The sequence below is a fragment of the Jidongwangia harbinensis genome (assembly GCF_020216025.1).
In the GTDB taxonomy this organism is placed as follows: domain Bacteria; phylum Actinomycetota; class Actinomycetes; order Mycobacteriales; family Micromonosporaceae; genus Actinoplanes; species Actinoplanes harbinensis.
Genome location: NZ_JAIWNC010000004.1, coordinates 338,818 through 361,672, shown reverse-complemented (window position 1 = coordinate 361,672; position 22,855 = coordinate 338,818). Strand labels below are relative to the sequence as shown.

At 71.2% G+C, this 22,855-nt stretch carries 19 protein-coding genes and 1 pseudogene; 7 read left to right on the top strand and 13 right to left on the bottom strand.

Annotated elements, in window-relative coordinates; translation table 11 throughout:
- Window positions 1-229: 229 nt before the first annotated feature.
- Window positions 230-1,069 carry a DUF8083 family protein gene (locus LDL48_RS08400; RefSeq protein ID WP_225254447.1) on the bottom strand — a complete coding sequence of 280 codons (840 nt, stop codon included), beginning with the start codon at window positions 1,067-1,069 and terminating at the stop codon, window positions 230-232.
- A 211-nt stretch (window positions 1,070-1,280) separates the two neighbouring features.
- Here LDL48_RS08400 and LDL48_RS08395 point away from each other — a divergent pair, with 211 nt between their 5' ends.
- Together LDL48_RS08395 and LDL48_RS08390 are read left to right on the top strand one after the other, a co-directional pair.
- Window positions 1,281-2,360: a Glu/Leu/Phe/Val family dehydrogenase gene (locus tag LDL48_RS08395; RefSeq protein ID WP_225254446.1), complete on the top strand. Its 1,080-nt coding sequence runs from the start codon at window positions 1,281-1,283 to the stop codon at window positions 2,358-2,360.
- Between the two features lie 159 nt (window positions 2,361-2,519).
- Window positions 2,520-2,735: a DUF3073 domain-containing protein gene (locus tag LDL48_RS08390; RefSeq protein WP_225254445.1), complete on the top strand. Its 216-nt coding sequence runs from the start codon at window positions 2,520-2,522 to the stop codon at window positions 2,733-2,735.
- Between the two features lie 139 nt (window positions 2,736-2,874).
- Here the strand turns inward: LDL48_RS08390 and amcA are convergent, their stop codons facing one another.
- The 5 genes from amcA to LDL48_RS08365 all read right to left on the bottom strand — a co-directional run bounded on the left by amcA (window position 2,875) and on the right by LDL48_RS08365 (window position 7,700).
- The gene (amcA, locus tag LDL48_RS08385) at window positions 2,875-3,102 is read right to left on the bottom strand and encodes a multiple cyclophane-containing RiPP AmcA (RefSeq protein ID WP_225254444.1); all 228 of its coding nucleotides are present in this window, start codon (window positions 3,100-3,102) and stop codon (window positions 2,875-2,877) included.
- On the bottom strand, window positions 3,071-4,174 hold the full coding sequence (gene amcB / locus LDL48_RS08380) for a cyclophane-forming radical SAM peptide maturase AmcB (protein WP_225254497.1): 1,104 nt from the start codon (window positions 4,172-4,174) through the stop codon (window positions 3,071-3,073). The genes amcA and amcB overlap by 32 nt, the downstream gene beginning before the upstream one ends.
- A gap of 249 nt (window positions 4,175-4,423) precedes the next feature.
- Window positions 4,424-5,575, bottom strand: coding sequence for a phosphoribosylformylglycinamidine cyclo-ligase (gene purM, locus LDL48_RS08375; RefSeq protein WP_225254443.1), 1,152 nt, complete (start codon window positions 5,573-5,575; stop codon window positions 4,424-4,426).
- A gap of 47 nt (window positions 5,576-5,622) precedes the next feature.
- The gene (purF, locus tag LDL48_RS08370) at window positions 5,623-7,221 is read right to left on the bottom strand and encodes an amidophosphoribosyltransferase (protein WP_225254442.1); all 1,599 of its coding nucleotides are present in this window, start codon (window positions 7,219-7,221) and stop codon (window positions 5,623-5,625) included.
- 104 nt (window positions 7,222-7,325) lie between these two features.
- A complete protein-coding gene (locus LDL48_RS08365; protein WP_372472068.1) occupies window positions 7,326-7,700 on the bottom strand; it encodes a sterol carrier family protein in 375 nt (124 codons plus the stop codon).
- Between the two features lie 156 nt (window positions 7,701-7,856).
- Here LDL48_RS08365 and LDL48_RS08360 point away from each other — a divergent pair, with 156 nt between their 5' ends.
- Window positions 7,857-9,806 carry a carboxypeptidase regulatory-like domain-containing protein gene (locus LDL48_RS08360; RefSeq protein ID WP_225254440.1) on the top strand — a complete coding sequence of 650 codons (1,950 nt, stop codon included), beginning with the start codon at window positions 7,857-7,859 and terminating at the stop codon, window positions 9,804-9,806.
- A gap of 815 nt (window positions 9,807-10,621) precedes the next feature.
- Here LDL48_RS08360 and purL read toward each other — a convergent pair.
- From purL to purS, 3 genes and pseudogenes are all read right to left on the bottom strand, one after another.
- Window positions 10,622-13,147, bottom strand: a pseudogene (gene purL, locus LDL48_RS08355) (phosphoribosylformylglycinamidine synthase subunit PurL); the annotation flags it as partial.
- Window positions 13,147-13,857 carry a phosphoribosylformylglycinamidine synthase subunit PurQ gene (purQ, locus tag LDL48_RS08350; RefSeq protein ID WP_225254439.1) on the bottom strand — a complete coding sequence of 237 codons (711 nt, stop codon included), beginning with the start codon at window positions 13,855-13,857 and terminating at the stop codon, window positions 13,147-13,149. The pseudogene purL and the gene purQ, both read right to left, overlap by 1 nt.
- Complete coding sequence (purS, locus tag LDL48_RS08345) at window positions 13,854-14,108, bottom strand: phosphoribosylformylglycinamidine synthase subunit PurS (protein ID WP_225254438.1); 255 nt, start codon at window positions 14,106-14,108, stop codon at window positions 13,854-13,856. Before purS ends, purQ begins: the two co-directional genes overlap by 4 nt.
- A gap of 345 nt (window positions 14,109-14,453) precedes the next feature.
- Between purS and LDL48_RS08340 the strand changes: the two genes are divergently transcribed.
- Window positions 14,454-15,137, top strand: coding sequence for a S1 family peptidase (locus tag LDL48_RS08340; protein WP_225254437.1), 684 nt, complete (start codon window positions 14,454-14,456; stop codon window positions 15,135-15,137).
- A 57-nt stretch (window positions 15,138-15,194) separates the two neighbouring features.
- Here LDL48_RS08340 and purB read toward each other — a convergent pair whose 3' ends face one another.
- From purB to LDL48_RS08325, 3 genes are read right to left on the bottom strand one after another with little or no spacing between them, the layout of a single operon-like run.
- On the bottom strand, window positions 15,195-16,616 hold the full coding sequence (gene purB / locus LDL48_RS08335; RefSeq protein WP_225254436.1) for an adenylosuccinate lyase: 1,422 nt from the start codon (window positions 16,614-16,616) through the stop codon (window positions 15,195-15,197).
- Window positions 16,613-17,992, bottom strand: coding sequence for an MFS transporter (locus tag LDL48_RS08330; protein WP_225254435.1), 1,380 nt, complete (start codon window positions 17,990-17,992; stop codon window positions 16,613-16,615). The genes purB and LDL48_RS08330 overlap by 4 nt, the downstream gene beginning before the upstream one ends.
- The gene (locus LDL48_RS08325) at window positions 17,989-18,525 is read right to left on the bottom strand and encodes an ArsR/SmtB family transcription factor (RefSeq protein WP_225254434.1); all 537 of its coding nucleotides are present in this window, start codon (window positions 18,523-18,525) and stop codon (window positions 17,989-17,991) included. Before LDL48_RS08325 ends, LDL48_RS08330 begins: the two co-directional genes overlap by 4 nt.
- Window positions 18,526-18,654: 129 nt before the next feature.
- On the opposite strand from LDL48_RS08325, the gene LDL48_RS08320 reads away from it, so the two are divergent.
- A complete protein-coding gene (locus LDL48_RS08320; RefSeq protein WP_225254433.1) occupies window positions 18,655-19,107 on the top strand; it encodes an SCP2 sterol-binding domain-containing protein in 453 nt (150 codons plus the stop codon).
- A gap of 96 nt (window positions 19,108-19,203) precedes the next feature.
- Here the strand turns inward: LDL48_RS08320 and purD are convergent, their stop codons facing one another.
- Window positions 19,204-20,445, bottom strand: coding sequence for a phosphoribosylamine--glycine ligase (gene purD / locus LDL48_RS08315; RefSeq protein WP_225254431.1), 1,242 nt, complete (start codon window positions 20,443-20,445; stop codon window positions 19,204-19,206).
- A gap of 119 nt (window positions 20,446-20,564) precedes the next feature.
- On the opposite strand from purD, the gene LDL48_RS08310 reads away from it, so the two are divergent.
- Together LDL48_RS08310 and LDL48_RS08305 are read left to right on the top strand one after the other, a co-directional pair.
- Window positions 20,565-21,857: an adenylosuccinate synthase gene (locus tag LDL48_RS08310; RefSeq protein WP_225254430.1), complete on the top strand. Its 1,293-nt coding sequence runs from the start codon at window positions 20,565-20,567 to the stop codon at window positions 21,855-21,857.
- A gap of 4 nt (window positions 21,858-21,861) precedes the next feature.
- The gene (locus LDL48_RS08305) at window positions 21,862-22,800 is read left to right on the top strand and encodes a diacylglycerol kinase family protein (RefSeq protein WP_372472067.1); all 939 of its coding nucleotides are present in this window, start codon (window positions 21,862-21,864) and stop codon (window positions 22,798-22,800) included.
- Window positions 22,801-22,855: the final 55 nt, after the last annotated feature.

The following is a 22,855-nucleotide window of genomic DNA, read 5'->3' as shown; positions in this document are numbered from 1 at the left end:
GGTGCGTCTCTCATGGTCCGGCTAGTCCCCGATGTCCGACATGGGCCGAACGGCCGAACGTCCCTAGATAGACGGTTGAAGCATGCCCGATTTATGCATGTTTTCTACGCCAGAAAGTGTCTTGTTTGGACCTAAAATCACGCTTCGGACGTTGCCGATTACGAAGAGTGTTCGCCTCGGGAGCGCTCCCAAGGGCGCCGATCCGTGCCCGTTCGTCCTGTTTTCCCAGCTAGTTGCAGCGTTCCAGAAGTTGCACGGCACGCCATCGGGCGACCAGCTTCTCGTACGCCTCGGTAGCCGCGTCCGCATCGCCGCGCGCCAATGCGGTCAAGCCCGCGGCCACCAGTCCCGGCGAATCGTCCTGTGCCAGATTCTCGTCCGGCAGAAGATCCACCAGTCCGCCGTAGTCCAGTTCCACCACCGAGCGGGGATGGAACTCCTCCAGCCACCGGGTCCCCTCCTCGACCGCCTCGGTGATCGGCGCGTCGCCCAGCGACTTCCGCAACACCGACACCGCGCGGTGCGCCCGCCGGCGGGCCTTGGAGATCTCCGTGCGGTACACCAGCGTGCGCCGCTCCCCGGTCAGCGCGATCTCCCGCTCGTCCAGATCGACGAACGCGAACCACCGCAGGGGTACGCCCCAGGTGGCGATCTGCTCGTGCACCCGGGGCACTCCGCGCTCGAGCACCCGCGCCCCGCTGCGCCAGTCCTCCACCACCGCCTTGGCCTGTCCGGCCAGCACCGGCGGCACGAACGCGTCGGCCAGCACGCTGGGCACCCCGTCCCGGGCGCTGAGAGCGGCCTCGGCGACCCGCAGGCGCAGATTCCAGGGGCAGACCAACAGGGCGTCGCCCCACTCCAGCACGTACGCCTCGTCGGGCAGATCGGGCAGCCTGGTCCAGCCCGCGCCGAGCGCCTCCAGCACGGCGGTGCGCTGTTTCACCGGGCCCTCGACCGGCCCCAGCGCGCGGCCCTCCCGGGCGTAACGGCGCCAGAAGACCTGCCGGTCCCGGTCGAAGGCGGTCAGTGGTTCGTAAACCCGCAGGTACGACGCGAACAGTGACGGCACGGCGCGATCCTTTCACGAAATGCCGGTGCGTTGACTTCCCGCGCTCAGCCAATCGAGCCGTCAGATACGCGACCGATCGATTCGGTCGCGCCTCCCGGCCCTTGCTCCGCTGCGGTGCAGTCGGCCGCGACTAGGCTCGCTTCTAATCCGGCACACCCCGTCGGACCAGCGGCCCCACGAGGGCACCGACATGTCAGGGAGAGCAGCAGCCATGGGCGTGTTCGACACGAGCGGCAGCGACGCCGCGGGTCACGAGCAGGTCGTCTTCTGCCAGGACCGGCAGACCGGCCTGAAGGCGATCATCGGCATCTACTCCACGGCCCTCGGGCCGGCGCTGGGCGGCACCCGGTTCTACCCGTACGAGAGCGAAGAGGCGGCGGTCACCGACGCGCTGCACCTGTCCCGGGCGATGGCCTACAAGAACGCGCTGGCCGGTCTCGACCTCGGCGGCGGCAAGGCGGTCATCTGGGGCGATCCCGCCCAGCTCAAGAGCGAGGCGCTGCTGCGCGCCTACGGCCGGTTCGTCCAGTCGCTGAACGGCCGCTACTACACCGCGTGCGACGTCGGCACCTACGTCGCCGACATGGACGTGGTGGCCCGCGAGACGACGTTCGTCACCGGCCGCAGCGTCGAGCACGGCGGCGCCGGCGACTCCTCCATCCTGACCGCCTGGGGCGTCTTCCAGGGCATGCGGGCCGCGGCCGAGCACACCTGGGGCAGCCCCACCCTGGCCGGCCGCCGGGTCGGCATCGCGGGCCTCGGCAAGGTCGGCAAGTACCTGGCCGGGCATCTGATCGATGACGGTGCGTCGGTGCTCGCCACCGACGTCAATCCGGCCGCGCTGGACTGGGCCCGGACCACCTACCCGCAGATCGATCTGGTCGCCGACACCCACGCGCTGATCACGTCCGACATCGACGTGTACGCGCCGTGCGCGCTCGGCGGGGCGCTCGACGACGACACCGTCCCGGTGCTCCGCGCGAAGATCGTCACCGGCGGCGCCAACAACCAGCTCGCGCACCCGGGCATCGAGAAGATGCTGGAGGAGCGCGGCATCCTCTACACACCCGACTACGTGGTGAACGCCGGCGGCGTGATCCAGGTGGCCGACGAGATCCAGGGATTCAACTTCGAGCGCGCCAAGCTGCGCGCGACGCGCATCTTCGACACCACCGGGCAGATCCTGCGCCTCGCCGACGACGAGGGTGTACCGCCCGCGGTGGCCGCCGACCGGCTGGCCGAACGGCGCATGGCCGAGGTCGGCCGTCTGCGCAGCATCTACCTCGGTTGAGGCCGGCCGGAAATCCTGACCGAAAGCCCGACCGTGTCACACACAACCCGAGGTGCCGAAGGCGGCATCGTCCATGTACCGTAAGACCCACGAGAGATGCCTGACGTCATCGGGGCCCGCCTTCGGGCTGCCCCGAATTCTGTGCGAGGGGGTCGAGCCATGGGGCGCGGCCGTGCCAAGGCCAAGCAGACGAAGGTGGCCCGGGAGCTGAAATACCAGACCCCGAACACCGACCTCACCGCCTTGCAGCGCGAACTGGCGGGTGCTGGTAAGTCCGACCGTCATTTCGACGACGACAACGACGAGCTCGTTGACGACGACGATGATGACAGCGCGGACGACGAGCACGACCGCTGGTCGCCTTCGAGGCGCTGACGACTGACCCGAATCGCACAGAAGCACGCGGCCGTACCGCGTGCTTACGTGTGTGACGGTCAGTGGAGCATCCCGTCATCACCGGTACGAGAAAGCCCACGCGGGCCGACATCACCCGCGTGGGCTTCCACCGTGCTCGTCAGCGCGGCCGGTTGTTCCAGTTGTAGAACGTCGGGATGTTTTCAAAGTGGTTCCAGGCGCACACCGCCGAGCCACCGTCATCCGGCGTGCTCTCCGCACGCCGCCGCCGGGCGTCCGCCGCTTCCTCGAGAAGCGCGGCCAGGCCGGTCCGGGTGTCCTGTACCCGTGCCGACACCGGATCGTTCTCCACGCGGTCAGACGGCCGTGGGCTCGTGATCTCGGGCATGGTCCAGCACTCCCTCCAGTAGGCGCATCTTGCTGTTGCGACAGTGGTCCGTCTCGGTGGCGTCGAACCGACCGTGTTCGAAGTACCGGTTCGCGGCGTGCGCGCCGCCGCAGAAGCCGAAGTACGGGCACTGCGACCGGCAGGCCTCGACCCCGGTGAGAAACTCGGCGATCCACGGGGTGGCCGGCGCGTCGGCCAGAATCTCACCCAGCGGCGTGGTCAGCACGTTACCGCTGGTGAAGTCGCCGTAGCGGGGATCGGAGAAGCCCGCCAGTTCCGGGGAGAGCAGCACCACGGAACCGTCGTGGGCGATCGTCGGGATCGGGTCGAGCCGGCGCGGCAGCACCTCGTCGGCCGTGCCGTCCAGCACCGCGGAAACGTACCGCAGCGACCATTCGATCTCCCGCAGGTGGATTCGCGGGTCACGCCGCCAGGCCGCCACCAGCTCGGCCCAGAACGCGGTGACCGCCTCCGCGGGATGCCGGTTGTCCCGCAGGTTGACGCCCTCCAGTTCCTCGACGTTGATGCCGAGCACGTCGCAGCCCAGGTCGAGGAAGTAGTCGTACAGCTCGGCGGCCAGGCCCGGCTCGGGGCGTCCGACCACGCACAGCGCCGAGAACCCGATGTCGTGCCGGCGCAGCGTCTCCACACCGCGCATGATCCGGTCGTACGCCGGCCTGTTTCCCCGGGTCACCCGCTCGCCGTTGCGGGCGGCCGGGCCGTCGACGCTGACGCTGACCCGGACGTCGTGAGCCCGGAAGAACTCGCACCAGGCGTCGTCGATCAGCGTGGCGTTGGTCTGCACGTGGTGCTCCACGTCCGGGCCGAACGGGGCGATCAGGGCCGCCAGGTGGTCCCGCCCCGCGGCGAGCGGCTCACCGCCGTGCCACACCACGGAGAACCGGCCGGTCCGCGTCCACGGTTGCACCGACGCGGCGACGGCCTCCGCGACCGCCACCGGCATCCGGCGATCGGCCGCCCGGAACGGTAGGTAACAGTAGGAACAATCGAGATTGCAGAGAGTGGTGGGCTGCATGACCACGTACGTCGGCACCGGGGAGATGCCGCGCATACCGGTGAACACGCCGCCCTCCGGCCGCAGTACCGTCATCCGCCCACCTCCGTCCACCGCCGACGTCGACTTAGGTCAGGCTAGGTGCCGCCGTCCACTCGATCACGGTGACCCCACCCGCGATGGAACGCCGAGGCGGCCGGCGGCGGAGAACCGCGGGCGCGAACAAAGATCCGCGTATGCCACACATCGACATACGCGGATCATTTCACACCGGCGCGCAGCACCCGCCCCGCTCGAGAATCCATGTCAGCCGCGGGTGTACTGGCCCACCATCTGCACCTGGCCGGTGCCCTCGATGACCTCACCGACCTGCCACGCCTCGACGCCCCGGCCGGTCAGGTAGGCCATCGCGCGGTCGGCGTCGTCGGACGAGACGATGGCGAACATGCCCACGCCCATGTTGAACGTGGCCTCCATCTCGACGTCGTCGATGCGGCCCTTGGCCTGGATCAGATCGAAGATCGACTGCGGCCGCCACGTCGAGCGGTCCACCACCGCGTCCACGTGCTCGGGCAGGATGCGGACCAGGTTGCCGGGAATGCCGCCGCCGGTGACGTGCGAGAACGCCCGTACGTCGGTCTCCTCGATCAGGCCCAGGCAGTCCTTCGCGTAGATCTTGGTCGGCGTCAGCAGTTCCTCGCCCAGCGTCCGCTGCTTGCCGAAGTCGTCCACGACGGTGTCCAGGCGCATCCGCCCGGCGCCCAGCAGCACGTGCCGGACCAGGGAGTAGCCGTTCGAGTGCAGGCCCGACGAGCGCATCGCGATCACCGCGTCGCCGATCTCCACCCGGTCCCGGCCGAGGATCTCGCTCTCCTCCACCACGCCGACGCCGGTCGCGGAGACGTCATACTCGTCGGGACGCAGCACGCCCGGGTGCTCGGCCGTCTCGCCGCCGAGCAGCGCACAGCCGGCGTACCGGCAGCCGTCCGCGATGCCGGCGCCGATCTCCGCCACCTTGTCCGGCACGACCTCGCCGCAGGCGATGTAGTCGAGCAGGAAGAGCGGCTCCGCGCCACAGGCCACCAGGTCGTCGACCACCATGGCGACCAGGTCGATGCCGATCGTGTCGTGGATGTCCAGCTGCTGCGCGATGACCAGTTTGGTGCCGACGCCGTCGGTCGAGGACGCCAGGATCGGGCTCTTGTACTTACCGGTGTTCAAGCGGAACAACCCGGCGAACCCGCCCAGGTCGCCCATCACCTCGGGTCGTGTCGTCTTCTTCACCTTTGACTTGAGCAGCTCGACCGCGCGCTCGCCGGCGTGGATGGAGACACCCGCGTCGGCGTACGTGACCGTGCGCTTACGGCCGCTGCGCCCGGCCGCGGCCGTCCAGGGCTGGCGGTCGGCGCCCTCGGCCCCGTTCGCTCCGGCACTGTTGCGCTCGGACACGTGCGTCACGGTTCTCCCCTTAGTGCGCTGGTGTTGCTGGTGAGGTGGTACGGCTCTTACGGGTGGTGCAGGGCGTCCACGCCGCCCGGGGTGCCGACGAGCGGTCGTGCCTCGCCGTCCGGATACTCGCGGGCGTCGTACTCGGTCTCCAACTCGGCGACCGCGGCCTCCTGGCCGTTCGCGTCCGGCAACGTGGCGCGCTTGCCGACCCCCTCGAGGACGTGCTTGCCGATCAGGTTGCCGGCCGGCAGCTCGATCGGGTACTGACCATCGAAGCAGGCCATGCAGAGTCGTGTCTTCGGCTGCTCGGTCGACTGCACCAGCCCATCCAGCGAGACGTAGCCGAGGCTGTCCGCGCCGATCGAGCGGCGGATGCCGTCGATGTCCAGGCCGTTGGCGACGAGTTCGGCGCGGGTGGCGAAGTCGATGCCGTAGAAACACGGCCACTTCACCGGCGGCGAGGAGATCCGGACGTGCACCTCGAGCGCCCCGGCCTCGCGCAGCATCCGGACCAGGGCACGCTGCGTGTTGCCCCGGACGATCGAGTCGTCCACCACGACCAGGCGCTTGCCGCGTACCACCTCGCGCAGCGGGTTCAGCTTCAGCCGGATGCCGAGCTGGCGGATCGTCTGCGAGGGCTGGATGAAGGTACGCCCGACGTACGCGTTCTTGGTCAGGCCGGCGCTGTACGGGATGCCCGAGGCCTCGGCGTACCCGATCGCGGCCGGCGTGCCGGACTCCGGTACCGGAATCGTCAGGTCCGCCTCGACCGGGTGCTCCTGGGCGAGCCGGCGGCCGATCTCCACCCGGGCCGCATACATGTTGCGGCCGGCGATCGTGGTGTCCGGACGGGCAAGGTAGACGTACTCGAAGAGGCAGCCTTTCGGTTCCGGCGCGGCGAACCGGGCGGAACGGAGCCCGTGTTCGTCGACCGCGAGCATCTCGCCCGGCTCCACCTCACGGACGAAGCTGGCGCCGACGATGTCCAGCGCCGCGGTCTCGCTGGCCACCACCCAGCCGCGTTCCATCCGGCCGAGGACCAGCGGACGGACGCCCTGCGGGTCGCGGGCGGCGTACAGCGTGGTCTCGTCCATGAACACGAAGCTGAACGCGCCGCGCAGCCGGGGCAGCACCTCCAGCGCCGCGGCCTCGACCGACAGGTCGGGCCGGCTGGCCAGCAACGTGGTGACCAGGGCGGTGTCGGAGGTGGCGCCGCGGTCCGACTCCAGGCCGCGCTCGGCGACCTCGCGGGCCAGCTCGGCGGTGTTCACCAGGTTGCCGTTGTGCGCCAGCGCGATCGTGGTGCCGGCCGTGGTGGCCCGGATGGTCGGCTGGGCGTTCTCCCAGTTGGAGCCGCCGGTCGTCGAATATCGGGTGTGCCCGATCGCCAGGTGGCCACGCAGGCTGGCGAGCGTCGGCTCGTCGAAGACCTGGGAGACCAGGCCGAGATCCTTGTACACCACCACGCCGGAGCCGTCACTCACCGCAATGCCGGCGGCTTCCTGGCCGCGGTGCTGGAGAGCAAAAAGCCCGAAGTAGGTGAGTTTGGCAACTTCTTCCCTCGGTGCCCAGACACCGAAGACACCGCAGGCATCCTGGGGGCCACGCTCCTGGGGGTCGAGATCGTCGGTCAAACGGCCGTCGCCTCGGGGCACTTGGCTTGCTCCCTCATGCTGGTGTGCTCGAACCACGCGGCTCGAACATGCTGGGCCTGCTCCGACGGACCAGTGTACGCGAGGCACCCGGGGACGGCACGGCGTCATTCACCCGGATCGGCGGGGTGTACGGGCAGGTGGTCGGTCAGATCGGTGCGAATTCCGCTGGCCCGGACGCGCCCGCCGGCCACCGCGTCGACCCAGCTCAGACGTCCGCTGGCGAGGAGCAGCCAGGTGATCGGATCGGTCTCGACCACATTGGGCGGTGTGCCACGGGTGTGCCGGGGACCGGCGACACACTGAATCGCACCGAAAGGCGGAATCCGTACCTCCACCGATCGGCCCGGCGCGCGTCGCGCCAGCTCAGCGAGGAGCGCGCGGACCGCGTCGCGGAGCACCGCACGGTCAGGTTCGGCGCCACGGTCCAGCGCGTCCAACGCGTGGTTCACAGACTCGGATTTATTGTGCGCAGGGGACACGCCGGGACGATACGACCCGATCCTGTGAGATAACCCGGCGGCCCTGGGTCGCGCAAGAGACCCGGGACAGGGCATAGTGGCCGACGGTGTATTTGTCGACCGGATCTACCGGGCAACGTGAGCCGCCGGGGACCGAGCGACCGGAAGGCGGTGGACGTGACAACGCACCTACGAGCCCGGGCTGTCCAGGCCGGTGCGTTCCTGGCGTTGGTGGGCGGCACGATCGCCGTCGCCGCGGCACCGGCGCATGCCCGGCCACCCACGGTGAGCATCGACAGTGTGTCGTCGACCGACCTCGGACCAGGCGAGCGCACCACGATCAAGTACACCGTCACGAACACCAACAACAACCCCACCCTCCCGGGAGCGGTGCGGGTCAATGTCACCGGGATGACGTGCAGCGGTGACTGCTCCCCGCGGACCACGATCCCGGCCGGCGAGAGCCGGAGCTTCACCGCGAACCTCTCCGCCGGCGATGTCGACGCCGGCGAGGAGAAGACGGTGCGGGTGCAGGTCACCGCACGGCTGAACAACGAGACCGGCACCGCGTCGGAGGAGATCACGGTCGCCGGCCCGGACAAGCCCAAGCAGGTCCGCCAGGTCTCCGGCCGGGTGAAGGACGGCGACGGCAAGGCGGTCGCCAACGCCCAGGTGCTCATGAAGGACAGCGCCGGCAACCAGTACGACACCACGAGCAACGGCGACGGCGGCTACGAGTTCACCTCGTCCGACAACCGGCCGATCGTCCCCGGCAGCATCTCCGTCGGCGCGGCCAAGGAAGGCTACGACCCGGCCGCGGTGAGCGTGCGCGGATCGGCCGGCAAGACCGTCACCGCCACGCTGACCCTGGTGTCGAAGAACGCACCGTCGCCGTCCGCGTCCGCCACGCCCAGCGCGAAGGCCAGCGCCGAGACGCTCGACGACGAGGACGAAGCGGCCGACGACGCCACCCAGGCGCCGACGATCGACCCGAACGCGGCGTCGAACAACTCCGCGGACGACGGCGGCGGCTCGATGCTGTTCATCATCCTCGGCGGCCTGCTCGTCGCGGCCGGCATCGGCGCCATCGTGCTGGTGCTGATGCGCCGCAAGGACAACGGCGACGACCCGGACGGCGGCGACAAGCCGCTCGGCGTGCCGCCCGCCGGGCCGGGCCGCTACGGCGACGACGCGACCCGGATGGCGGCGCCGGTCGGCGGACGCGCCAACGACGCCACCATGGTGGCCGACCTGGGCGTCGGACCGTCGCTGGCGGACGCACCGACCATGCTGCACCGCCCGGTGCCGGCCGAGGAAGAGTTCCCCGACCCGTACGGCGCGCCCGCGTCACCGCCGCAAGCCGGCAACTACGGCGCACCCCCGCCCAACGGTGCATACGCCGGCGGCCAGCAGTACGGCGCGCCCGACTACGACGACGGGTACGGCGCGGAGCCACAGCCGGCCTACGGCGCACCCGCGGCCACCGGCACGTACGGCGGCGCCGCGGCGGCCCAGCCGCGCTACGACGAACCGACCGGCATGTACCGCCCGGAGGACCAGAACTACGGCGGCTACCCGCCCGAGCCGGAGTACCCGCCGGCCGGTCGCGGCCGGCCGGAACCCACCGGTGCCACGAGCTACCAGGCCGGCGGGTACGGCGAGCCGCAGCAGCCGGCCGACCAGGGTACGTACGGCCAGTGGGACGAGCCGGCCGCCGGTGGCACCTACGGTGGCGGTGCCGGCTACGGCGGCGACCAGTACGCCGACGACGGCTACGCCGCTCCGCCGGCCGGCGGCACCTACGGCGCACCCGCGGCGCCGGCCGGTGGCGGTGGCGGCTACGAGGGCGGCGGCTACGGCGGCGACCCGGGCGGTTACGACCCGCGCGCCACGTACGGCCGGCCGGAAGGATACGGCCGGGCACCCGAACCGGGCGCCGGCGGGACCTACGGCGGCGGAGCCCAGCCCGGTGGCGCGCCCCAGCCGGGCGGCTACGGCGGCGGGTACCCCGAACAGGGCGGCTACCGCGGCGGCGAGCAGGGCGGCGGACGCCACGGTGGACAGCCGCGGCCGCAGGAACCGGGACATCCGGGTCAGCGGCGGTCGCTCGACTGGCTCGACGACTAGGTCTCCCGCCCGCCAGACAGCTCAATCGGTCGAGGCCGGTTCCCCTTCCGGGAGCCGGCCTTCACCGTCTCCGCTGCGGCAGCCGGTCCGCGCACCGTCCACAATCTTCGAGTGGGTGGCTGCGGTCGCGCCGGGAGAGTGCGAACGCATCGCGGCCCGGGCCGAAGCCCGGGCCGCGATGGTGCGCTGACACTAGGTCAGGCCTTGTCGTCTTCCGCTTTCCGCATGGACCGCAGATCGGCGGTGGGGAAGTTGTCCGGTGCCGCGTCCGGGCGGTCCGCCTCGGACGACGCCGCCTCGTCCGCGGACGACGTCTCACCGGCGTCCGTGCCGGCGGCGGACGCTGCCGGCCCAGACGCATCCGGCCCAGACGCACCCGGCTCGGACGCACCCGGCTCGGACGCACCCGGCCCAGACGCACCCGGCCCAGACGCACCCGGCACTGTGGCACGGGCCGCCGCGGTCACCCCGGGACGAGGCTCCGGGTCGACCTCCGCCACCACCTCGTCGCCGACGGGCTTCGACGGCTCGCTGATCTCCAACGTGACCGACCGCACGGCAGCGTCACCGAGCGCATCGGTCGCGGTGACCGAGCCGACCGCGGTGTCACGCAGCCCATCGGTCGGCGTGACCGGCACGTCCCCGGCGACCGGCGCAGCCGCATCCGCCTCGGCAACCGGCGCTACCGCACCGGCCCCGGTAACCGGCGCAGCCGCACCCGCCTGGGATACCGGCGCTGCCGCACCGGCCTCGGTGACCGGCGCAGCCGTACCGGCCTCGGCCACCGGGGGCGTGACGCCCGCCGACTCGGTCAGGCCGGTCACCGACGCGGAACCCGCGGTCGCCACCGGCTCGGTGCGTACCGCCTCGGCGGCCGTGGTGGCCGGGCCGGCGACGGCCGGGGTCGCCTGCTCGGCGGGGCCGCCGAACAGCTCCCGCATCGTCGACGTGTACGCCGTGCGCAGCTCGTCCAGCGGGATGGCGAACTGGTTGTCCACCTCCAGCACCGGCTCCTCGGCGGTTACCCCGATCGCCGTGCAGCTGATGTTGTGCTCGGCTGCCAGCGCGACGAACGCCTTGTCGTGCCCGCGCGGCACGACCGCGACGACCCGGCCGGCCGACTCGCTGAAGAGGTACACGAACGGAGCCTCGTGCTCGGGCAGCGTGATCCGCGCGCCGATGTTGCGGCGCAGGCAGCTCTCCACCAGGGCCTGCGCGAGCCCGCCGTCGGACAGGTCGTGCGCGGCGCTGACGTGACCGGCCCGACCGGCCCGGGCGAGCAGCGCACCCAGTGCCTTCTCGTGGGACAGGTCCACCTTGGGCGGTCGGCCGCCGAGGTGGCCGTGGGTGACCCAGGCCCACTCGGAACCGGACAGCTCGCACTCGGTGTCGCCGAGCAGGAACAGCAGGTCGCCTTCGGCGGTGGGCGGCGGCGGGAAGCCCATCGGCACCCGCCGCGCCACGTCGTCGAGGATGCCGAGCACGCCGACCACGGGGGTCGGGTGGATGGCGGCCGCGCCGGTCTGGTTGTAGAAGCTGACGTTGCCGCCGGTGACCGGAATGCCGAGTTCCTGGCAGCCGTCGGCCAGGCCGCGGACGGCCTCGGCGAACTGCCACATCACGGCCGGGTCCTCCGGCGAACCGAAGTTCAGGCAGTCGGTGACCGCGGCCGGTTCGGCGCCGGTGACGGCCACGTTCCGGTACGCCTCGGCCAGCGCCAGCTTCGCACCCTCGTACGGGTCGAGGCGGGCGTACCGGCCGTTGCCGTCCACCGACAGGGCGACGCCGAGTCCGGTGCGCTCGTCGATGCGCAGCACGCCGGAGTCCTCCGGCTGCGCCAGGATGGTGTTACCCAGGACGTACCGGTCGTACTGCTCGGTGACCCAGCTCTTGTCGCACAGGTTCGGCGACGCGACCATCCGCAGCACGGTGGCGCGCAGCTCGTCCGGGGTGGACGGTCGCGGCAGCGTCTCGGCGCGGTCGGCCTGCAGCAGGATCAGGTCGGCGGGCTCCCGGATCGGGCGGGCGTAGACCGGGCCGTCGTCGGCCAGCGAGCCGGGCGGCACGTCCACCACGACGTGGTCGTTCCAGCTGATCACCAGGCGGCCGGGCTGGCCCTCGGTCTCGCTCGGCGTGACCTCGCCGATCGCGGTGGCCCACACGCCCCACTTCTCGGCGACGCGCAGCACCTGGTCGAGCTTCTCCGGCGCGACGATCAGCAGCATGCGTTCCTGCGACTCGCTGGCCAGGATCTCGGTGGGCGACATCGAGGCCTCGCGCAGCGGCACCCGCTCCAGGTAGACCCGCATGCCGGTGCCGGCGGCCGCGGCCGTCTCGGTGAGGGCACAGGTCAGGCCGGCGCCGCCGAGGTCCTGGATGCCGACCACCAGGCCGGCGTCGTACAGCTCGAGGCAGCTCTCGATGAGCAGCTTCTCCATGAACGGGTCGCCGACCTGCACCGACGGCCGGCGCCCCGCGGCGCCCTCGTCGAACGTGGCGGAGGCCAGCACGGAGACGCCGCCGATGCCGTCCCGGCCGGTGCGGGCGCCGAGCAGCACCACCACGTTGCCGACCCCGGCCGCCGCCTTGTTCTGCAGGCGGGCCACCGGCAGCACACCGATGCTCAGCGCGTTGACCAACGGGTTGCCCTGGTAGCAGGGGTCGAAGACGATCTCGCCGCCGATGTTCGGCAGGCCCAGGCAGTTGCCGTAGCCACCGATGCCGGCGACCACGCCGGGCAGCACCCGGGCGGTGTCGGGGTGGTCGGCCGCGCCGAACCGCAGCGGGTCCATCACCGCGACCGGGCGGGCGCCCATGGCGAGGATGTCGCGCACGATGCCGCCGACGCCGGTCGCCGCACCCTGGTAAGGCTCGACGAAGCTCGGGTGGTTGTGCGACTCCACCTTGAACGTCACCGCGATCTCGTCGGAGATCTGGATGACGCCGGCGTTCTCGCCGATGCCGGCCAGCATGCGGGTGTTCGGCGGCGTCTTCTCACCGAACTGCCGCAGGTGGACCTTGCTCGACTTGTACGAGCAGTGCTCGCTCCACATGATCGAATACATCGCCAGCTCGGACGCGGTGGGCCGGCGCCCGAGGATCTGGCGGATCCGGTCGTACTCGTCGTCCTTGAGCCCGAGTTCGGTGTGCGGTTGCAGCTCGCCGGGCGTGTTGAGCGCCCGCTGCACGGTGTCCGGACCGCCGTCGAACTCGTTCACCAGCACGTCCGTGGCGGCGAAGCCGGACGGCTTGCCGGACGGCGAGGCCGCGGCCGGCGGCTGGTTCGGCACGGCCCGCGGCGCGGTGGCGCCGGTGGTGGCCGTGTCGGGCTGCGTGGTCATCAGTGGTGTCCCCCTGCGAGCTGGCCACCCGCGGACGCCCCGGCCAGGGCCCGCAGGACCGAGGTGAAGAAGCCCAGGCCGTCCAGCGACGGCCCGGTCAGCGCCTCCACGGCGTGTTCCGGGTGCGGCATGATGCCGACGACGTTGCCGGCCTCGTTGGTGATCGCGGCGATGTCGCGCTGCGATCCGTTCGGGTTGCCCCGGGTGTAGCGGGCCACCACGCGGCCCTCCGCCTCGAGCTGGTCGAGCGTGCGCTCGTCCGCCACGAAACAGCCCTCACCGTTCTTCACCGGGATGAGGATCTCCTGCCCCTCGGTGAACTGGTTGGTCCACGCGGTCGAGGCCGACTCGACGCGCAGGAACTGGTCGCGGTTGCGGAAGTGCAGGTGCTGGTTGCGGGTGAGCGCGCCGGGCAGCAGGTGGGCCTCGCAGAGAACCTGGAAGCCGTTGCAGATCCCGAGCACCGGGAGTCCGCCGCGCGCCGCGTCGGCGACCGTCTCCATGACCGGTGCGAACCGGGCGATCGCGCCGGCCCGCAGCGCATCGCCGTAGGAGAAGCCACCGGGCAGGACGACCGCGTCGACGCCCTGCAGGCCGGGGTCGCCGTGCCAGAGGCGGACCACGTCCGCGCCGGCGATGCGCGCCGCGCGGGCGGCGTCGCCGTCGTCCAGCGATCCGGGGAACGTCACCACACCGATGCGCATGGTCACACGCCCTCGGCCACGGTGTCGTCGAGGTGGATCTGGAAGTCCTCGATCACGGGGTTGGCGAGTAGTTTGTCGGCGATCTCCCGGGCGGTCTCGAGGTTCGGTTCGCCGGCGAACTCGATCTCGATACGGCGACCGATACGGACGGAGGAGATATCGGTGACGCCGAGCCTGGGCAGCGCGTTCGCGACCGCCTGGCCCTGCGGATCGAGGATCTCCGGCTTGAGCATGACGTCGACGACGACGCGAGCCACGGGCACTCCTGACTGTAGGTGCGCAGTTGGGTGCCCCTAGAAGGGGCGAGCAGCCGAAGCCTACCCTGTCGGGTTCCCGATCGAGCCATCGGCAGGTGTCGGCAGGCTGACGGAAACGACCTCGGAGCAGCGGATTCGGCGGTGACGTCGGACACTCCGCACCCCTGCCTTTCGTCAACACTTCAAGGAACGTCGGTGACCATCACACCGTGATAGGTGTCAATTGAGTTGTAGGCACGCTGCCGACCTGCGCATACGGTCAGCCGACCAAGTTCGACGCAGCTCAACCGGATGGTGTACCCCCCTGCCGCCCGGAGCGTCGACCGACCTCGGAAGGAGCCCGGCGTGCGCATCCGCATCGTCGTCGCCTCTCTGGCCGCCGCCCTGACCGGCGCCGTGGCCATCCCCGCAGCGGCCACCGCCGTTCCCGACGGCCCCGACAACATCATCGGCGGCAGCACCGTGTCGTCGGCTCCGTGGGCCGCGGCCGTCCTCAGCAACGGCAGCTTCACCTGCTCCGGCACCGTCATTTCGGCCAACTACGTGCTGACCGCACGGCACTGCATCAGCGGCACCATGTCAGTGCGGATCGGCAGCGTCAACCGCTCGTCCGGCGGGGTCACCCGTACGGTGAGTTCCACCTCGACCCGGTACGACCTGGCCCTGATGCGGCTGAGCAGTTCGGTGTCCACCACCTACATGCCGCTGTCCAGCGCGTACCCGCCGGTGGGTTCGACCAACTCGATCTACGGCTGGGGCATGACCTGCTACAGCGGGTGCAGCGCGTCGACCACGCTGAAGACCGCCACGGTGCAGGTGACCTCGACGAACCAGAGCGATGCGTACGGCGGCCGGGCGATCGGCAGCACCCGGATCAACGGCAACGCCTGGCGCGGCGACTCGGGTGGCCCGCAGGTCTACAACGGCGCGCAGGTGGGCGTGGCGTCCACCGCCAACGGCACCAGCGCGCAGTACTACGGCAGCGTCGCTTACAACCGGTCCTGGATCTCCTCGGTCTCCGGGGTCTGACCAGGGTCCGCCGGGGCGCGACGTGCACGATCTCCGTCGCTCCCCGGCGGCACCGGCTCAGAGAATCGGTGCCGGGGCGTACGTCGCCGCCCCGGGGTGCGCGGCCAGGACGGCACCGACCCGGTCGGCCACCGCCTGCACCTGGGCATCGGCCGCACCCACGAACGCCGCCCGGTCCGCGACCAGGGCGTCGATCTCGGCCCGGGACAGCTGCAGCCGGCCGTCGTCCGCCAGCCGGTCGAAGAGATCGTTGTCGGGCGCGCCCTTCTCCCGCATGGCCAGCGCGACGGCCACCGCGTGCTCCTTGATCACCTCGTGGGCCACCTCCCGGCCGACGCCCTTGCGGACCGCCGCCACCAGGATCTTCGTGGTGGCCAGGAACGGCAGGAAACGGTCCAGCTCGCGGGCGATGACCGCCGGGTACGCGCCGAACTCGTCAAGCACGGTGAGGAACGTCTGGAACAGCCCGTCGGTGGCGAAGAACGCGTCCGGCAGCGCGACCCGGCGGACCACCGAGCAGGACACGTCGCCCTCGTTCCACTGGTCGCCGGCCAGCTCGCCGACCATGGACAGGTGGCCCCGGACGATCACGGCGAGCCCGTTGACCCGTTCCGACGAGCGGGTGTTCATCTTGTGCGGCATCGCCGACGAGCCGACCTGGCCCGGCTTGAAGCCCTCGGTGACCAGTTCCTGGCCAACCATCAAGCGGATCGTGGTGGCCAGGGACGACGGCCCGGCGACGATCTGGGCCAGCGCGGAGACCACGTCGAAGTCGAGCGACCGCGGGTACACCTGGCCGACGCTGCTGAGCACCCGGGCGAACCCGAGGTGGGCGGCGACCTTCGCCTCCAGCTCGGCCAGCGCGGGTGCCGAGCCGTCGAGCAGGTCGAGCTGGTCGGCGGCGGTGCCGACCGGGCCCTTGATGCCGCGCAACGGGTAACGCGCGATCAGGTCGTCCAGCCGCTCGTACCCGATCAGCAGTTCCTCGGCCGCCGACGCGAAACGCTTGCCGAGCGTGGTGGCCTGCGCCGCGACGTTGTGCGAGCGACCGGTCATGACAAGTCCGGAATGTTCCACGGCGAGCGCGGTGAGCCGGGCCAGAGCGGCCACCACCCGGTCCCGGATCAGCTCCAGCGAGGCCCGGATCTGCAGCTGCTCGACATTTTCGGTGAGATCGCGGGAGGTCATGCCCTTGTGGATGTGCTCGTGTCCGGCCAGCGCACTGAACTCCTCGATGCGCGCCTTGACGTCGTGCCGGGTGACCCGCTCGCGGTCCGCGATGCTCGCCAGGTCGACCTGGTCGACGACCGCTTCGTACGCCTCCACCACGCCGTCCGGCACCGCGACGCCGAGGTCGCGCTGCGCGCGCAGCACGGCGAGCCAGAGCCGCCGCTCCATCCGGATCTTCTCCTCCGGGGACCAGAGCGCGGCGAGGTCGGCGGAGGCATAGCGGGCGGCAAGCACGTTCGGCACGGTCACGCCGGCAATTCTTCCATGGCCGCCGGGTCCTTCGACGGCAGCCGATGACGCAGGTGACGGACGTCGCGACTGGTCAGCATGCCGAGTACGGCGAGGACGATGAGCGCGGCCGCGCCGATCAGGGTCGCCTCGACGCCGACCGCCTCGGCGACCGGCCCGGCCAGGGTCTGCCCGACCGGGATGGCGACGAACGAGCCCACCATGTCGTACGAGTACACCCGCGCCAGCTTGTCCGCCGGCACGTGCTCCTGCATCGTCGTCTCCCAGGCGATGCCGAACTGCTCGATGGCCAGCCCGGCGATGAAACCCGCCGCGAGCATCACCCCGACGTGCGGGAAGACGCCGAGGGTGAGCAGCGGGAGCGCCTCGAACGCGGTGCACACGACGCCGAAGAACAGCAGCCGGCGCAGCCGTACCCGCATCGCCAGGACCGCGCCGATGATCATGCCGGCGGTCTCCGCGGCCAGCACGAAACCCCACGCCTGGCGGCCGAACGTCTGGTCCGCGATCACCGGCCCGAGCACCATGAACCCGCCGCTCAGCGCCGCATTGACCACACAGAAGCCGGCCACCACGACCCAGAGCCAGGTGCGGGCGATGAATTCCGACCATCCGGTACGCAGGTCGGTGAGGATGTTGGGCCGGGCAGGTGGCGGGGCCACCGGCTCACCGGCGGTCTGCTCCGCACCGATCAGCGCGCCCGCCGGCTGGTCCGCCTCGGTGGCCGCCGGCGGTGTCGTGGGCGGGGGCGCGGTGGTCGCCGGCGGTGTCGTGGACGGCGGCGCGGTGGTCGCCGGGATGCGTACCAGCGCGAAGCAGAGCGCCGCGAGCAGGAACGTCGCGGCGTCCACCACGATGCCCCAGCCGGGGCCGACGGACGCCACCACCACGCCACCGATCGGCGCGCCGATGATGGCCGCGCCGTTGAACGCCAGCCGGCCGAGCCCGTTCGCCTGCTGCCGCAGGTCGGCCGGGACCAGTTGCGGGACGATCGCGGACGAGGCCGGCATGGACAGCGCGCTGACCATCCCGTTGACCGCGCCGAACCCGAGCAGCAGCGGCACCGTGGCGGTGTCGGTCAGCACCAGCGTGGCCACGATCCCCTGGGTGACGGCCGCGGCGAGCGCGGACCCGACCATCAGCAGGTTTTTCGGCAACCGGTCGGCGAGCGCGCCACCGAAGAGCAGGAAGACGACGTTCACCAGGGTGCGCGCACCGACCACCACGCCCAGGTCGGTGGCCGACCCGGTCAGGTCCAGCACGGCGAACGCCAGGGCCAGCGGTGCGAACGCGTTGCCGAACGCGTTGATGGTCCGGCCGGCGAGGAGCATCCGGAAACCGGCGAGTCTCAGGGGCGCGAGCGTCTCACGGATCATGCCTCGGGCTCCATCTCGAACATCGCGATCGTCGTGGAGGTGCGGATCGTGCCCGCGGTCCGTGGCGGCCGGGCCGCGCGGTGCAGCGCCCGGGCCGCCTCGGACACCTGGTGGCGGATTTCCCGCCACTCGTTCGGGTCGAGCCACAGTTCGGCGTCCGCCATCGACTTCGGTTGGCTCCACCGGGCGTGGCCGGTGCGCCGGGACAGTTCGCCCGCCACGGCGAGGAAGATTGCCTGGTTCTCCTCGTCGGGGCGGGGCCCGCGGGCCCGTTCGTTCGCCTCGTCGCGGTCGCCGTCGTACCGGTAGCGCTTGGCCACGCCGCCCCGGATCCGCTCCTCGCCGGCCGGCACGATCATGCCTCCGGCCAGCAGATTCCTTAGGTGGTAGCTGGCGTTGGCGTGGGTGATGCCGAGTTCGCGGGCGACCTCAGCCGCGGTCATTGGCGCGCCGGTGAGCAGCGACATGATCCGGAGCCGGAGCGGGTGTGCCATGGCCCGCAGCGCCGCCTGCCGGCTCTCTCCCAAAGACATGTTGGGGAGTCTAGGACCGGCACTCCCGACTGTCCAACAGTTCTTTGGGAGTGGCACACTGCGCGAAGACCACGTTGTCGCTAGGGTTACTCACCAGTAGGTCTGGCGCTCATCCCGAAAGGTCCACCGATGACAGATTTCAACGCCGAGTCGCTCGCCTCGATCGGCCCGAAGGACTTCGCACAGCTGGTCAAGTCCACTCCGGACGCGAAGATCGCCGAGGTCATGTCGTCCGACGCACGCGGAAAGATCCTCGACGAGGTGTTCGGCCGGATGCCCACGCTGTTCCGCGCGGACCGGGCCGGCGCCACCCAGGCCGTCATCCACTGGAACATCACCGGCGGCCCCGGCGGCAGCACCGACACCTACGAGACGGTGATCGAGAACGGCGCCTGCACGGTGACCAACCAGCCGGTACGCGACCCCAAGCTGGCCATGACCATGGACCCGGTCACCTTCCTCAAGGTGGTCTCCGGCGACGGCAACCCGATGATGATGTTCATGACCGGCAAGATCAAGGCCAAGGGCGACCTGGGCCTGGCGGCTCAGGTGGCGAAGCTCTTCGACATCCCCAAGGCCTGACCCCACCGCTCGATCTTGGAGTTGTGGTGGGACGAAAGCCGCATCTCACCGGCAGATCCGGCACCACGACTCCAAGATTGACGGACCTCGCGCCGGTCAGGCCGTGATCGTGCCCTCGACCGCGCGGAGCGCGATGTCCGTGCGGTGGTGCGAGCCGGCCAGGCTGATGCCGTCCACCAGGGCGTACGCCGCTGCGCGGGCGGCGGCCAGGTCGGCACCGGTGGCGGTGGCGGCCAGCACCCGCCCGCCCGCCGACACCAGCGCACCCTCGGCGTTCCGGGCGGTCCCGGCGTGGATCACACCGGGGCGCTCGGCTCCGGTGATGACGTCACCGGTGCGCGGGGTGCCCGGGTACCGGTGCGCCGCCACCACGACCGTGACCGCCGCGCCCGGGTGCCATTCCAGCGGCGGGTGCGACCCCAGCGTGCCGGTCGCCGCGGCGTGCAGCAGCCCGCCCAGCGGCGTGGCCAGCAGGGCGAGCACCACCTGGGTCTCCGGGTCACCGAACCGGGCGTTGAACTCGATCACCTTCGGGCCGGCCGGCGTGAGGGCCAGACCGACGTACAGCAGGCCGGCGAACGGCGTACCCCGCCCGCGCATCTCGGCCAGCGTCGGCTCCACCGTCTCGGTCATCACCCGCTCGACCAGGTCGGCCGGAGCCCAGGGCAGCGGGGCGTAGGCACCCATGCCGCCGGTGTTCGGGCCCTCGTCGGCGTCGCGTACCCGCTTGAAGTCCTGGGCCGGCATCAGCGGCATCGCCGCGGTGCCGTCGGTGACCACGAAGAGCGACACCTCGGGACCGGACAGGTACTGCTCGACCACCACCCGGCCGCACTCCCGGGCGTGCGCCAGCGCCTCCTCCGGCGACGACGTCACGACCACGCCCTTGCCGGCGGCGAGCCCGTCGTTCTTGACCACATAGGGCGGACCGAACTCGTCCAGCGCGCGCTGCACCTCGTCCGGACTCGAGCATGCGTAGTAACCGGCGGTGGGCACGCCGGCCGCCGCCATCACGTCCTTGGCGAACTCCTTGGAGCCCTCCAGCCGGGCCGCCGCGGCGGACGGGCCGAAACAGGCAATGCCCTTCGCGCGCACCGCGTCGGCCACGCCCGCGACCAGCGGCGCCTCCGGGCCCACGATCACCAGGTCGGCGGCCACCTCGACGGCGAGCGCGGCGACCGCGGCCGGATCGGTGGCGGTGACCGCACGCAACTCCGCGACTCCGGCGATGCCCGGATTGCCGGGAGCGGCGACGAGATGGTCGACGGAGGGGTCAGCGGCGAGGCCGACGGCGAGGGCGTGCTCGCGCCCGCCGGACCCGATCAGAAGTACGCGCACGGTCGCCGATCCTACCGACGCTCCGTTCCCCCACGTCGCACAGTGTGTCGTCCAGTAAACTTCGGCAGTACCCGGGCCTCTCCGTGTACGACTGCGATCGACGGAAGGCGTCAAGAGAAGTGCCAGTGATCGTGTTGGTCGGCGCCCAGTGGGGCGACGAAGGCAAGGGCAAGGCCACCGACCTGCTGGGCGACCGCATTGACTACGTGGTCAAGTTCAACGGCGGTAACAACGCCGGTCACACCGTCGTGATCGAGGGCGAGAAGTACGCACTGCACCTGCTGCCCAGCGGCATCCTGACCCCCGGCGTCACGCCGGTGATCGGCAACGGCGTGGTCGTCGACCTGGCCGTGCTGTTCCAGGAGATCGACGGGTTGCAGGCCCGGGGCATCGACACCTCGCGGCTGCGGATCAGCGCGAACGCGCACGTCATCGCGTCGTACAACCGCTCGCTCGACAAGGTCAGCGAGCGCTACCTGGGCGCGCGGCGGATCGGCACCACCGGTCGCGGCATCGGTCCCACCTACGCGGACAAGATGAACCGGGTCGGCGTCCGCATCCAGGACCTGTTCGACGAGTCCATCCTGCGGCAGAAGGTCGAGGCCGCGCTCTCGTTCAAGAACCAGGTGCTGTCGAAGATCTACAACCGCAGCGCGATCAAGCCGGACGACGTGATCACGGAGCTGCTGTCCTACGTCGAACGGCTGCGGCCGATGGTCGCCGACACCGCGCTGGAGCTGGCCCAGGCACTCGATGCCGGCAAGGTGGTGCTCTGCGAGGCCGGCCAGGCCACGCTGCTCGACGTCGACCACGGCACCTATCCGTTCGTGACCAGCTCGAACGCGACCGCCGGGGGCGCCTGCACCGGTGCCGGCATCCCGCCCACCCGGATCGACCGGGTGGTGGCGGTGCTGAAGGCGTTCACCAGCCGGGTCGGCGAGGGCCCGTTCCCCACCGAACTGCACGACAAGTTCGGCGACTACCTGCGCGACGTCGGCCATGAGTACGGCACCACCACCGGCCGCCCGCGCCGGATCGGCTGGCTCGACCTGGTGATGGCCCGGTACGCGCAACGGATCAACGGGGTGACCGACTTCGTCCTCACCAAACTGGACAATTACGACGGCCTGGACGAGATCCCGGTCTGCGTGGCGTACGAGGTCAACGGCGTCCGGCACGACGAGATGCCGATCAGCCAGTCCGACTTCCACCACGCCACGCCGATCTTCGAGACGCTGCCCGGATGGAAGACGGACATCTCCGGCTGCCGCAGCTTCGAGGACCTGCCGAAAGACGCGCAACGGTTCGTGGAGTTCGTCGAGGCCCGGATCGGCGCCCGGATCTCGGTGGTCGGCGTGGGTCCCGGCCGGGCCGAGGTCATCGAGCGCCACTCGGTGCTGAGCGAAAGCTGATCACGTGTACGACGTCGTACTCCTGAGCCTCGCCGAAGGCGGCGGTTGCGGTTCCGCCTGTGGCGGCTGCGAGACCGCCTGCACGCCCCGCACCCCGGTGCTGGCCTGCGCCGATGCGCTGCGCGACGCGGGCGCCCGGGTGGAGACGGTGGTCGCCGGCTCGGACGCGGAGATCGACGCCGTGATCGCGCGGTTCGACGCGGACCCGCGTACCGATGGATTGACCTGGCCCGACGCCGACAGCAAGCTGCGGCTGGTCGTCGCCGCGGCCACCGACGGCCAGTTGCGCGCCGTGGTGCGCCGGCTGGTCCGGCGGTACGCTCCGCCGCCCAGCAAACGGCCCGCCGACCTGGCCGCCGACCGCACCGTGCCGGACCTGCCGGCGCTGGCCGTCCTGCCGCTCGATCCCGGGGCGACCACCGACCTGGCCGGACAGCTCGGACTGCCACGGTCCCCGGCCGAGGTGGCGGCGGCCGTGCTCGGCGGCTCGGTGCGGCGACTCGACCTGCTGCGCAACGACGGCGGATCGGTCACCCTGGACGGCGCGCTGATCGGCGGCGCCGACGACAGCGGCCGGGCGGTGCCGTGGCGCGGCCGGATCGAAGTGGACGATGCGGTGCTGTCCGACGGCACCGACCCCATCCTGGCCTGCGCGATCGGCAACGCCGGCGGCTACGCCACCTTCGACGGCCTGCCGCTGCTGACCGAGGGCAATCCGGCGGACGGCCGGGTCGAGGTGGCGGTGGCGGTCCCGGTGGTCACCCGCACACCCTTCCGCAAGGCACGGGTACGGGTAGAGGTGCGCCGCGCCCGCGGCCGGGCCGCGTCCGTGCTGCCCCGCGACGGCGAACTGCCCTTCCTGGACGACGGCGTCCCCGGCACGCTGAACCGCAAGCGTTCCTGGTGGACCGAGCCCGGCGCCTGGGCGGTGTACGCGGGCTGACCGTTTGTGCGAGGCTGAACCAGCACTCAGGTCCGATCGGCCTACGGGGAGGAAG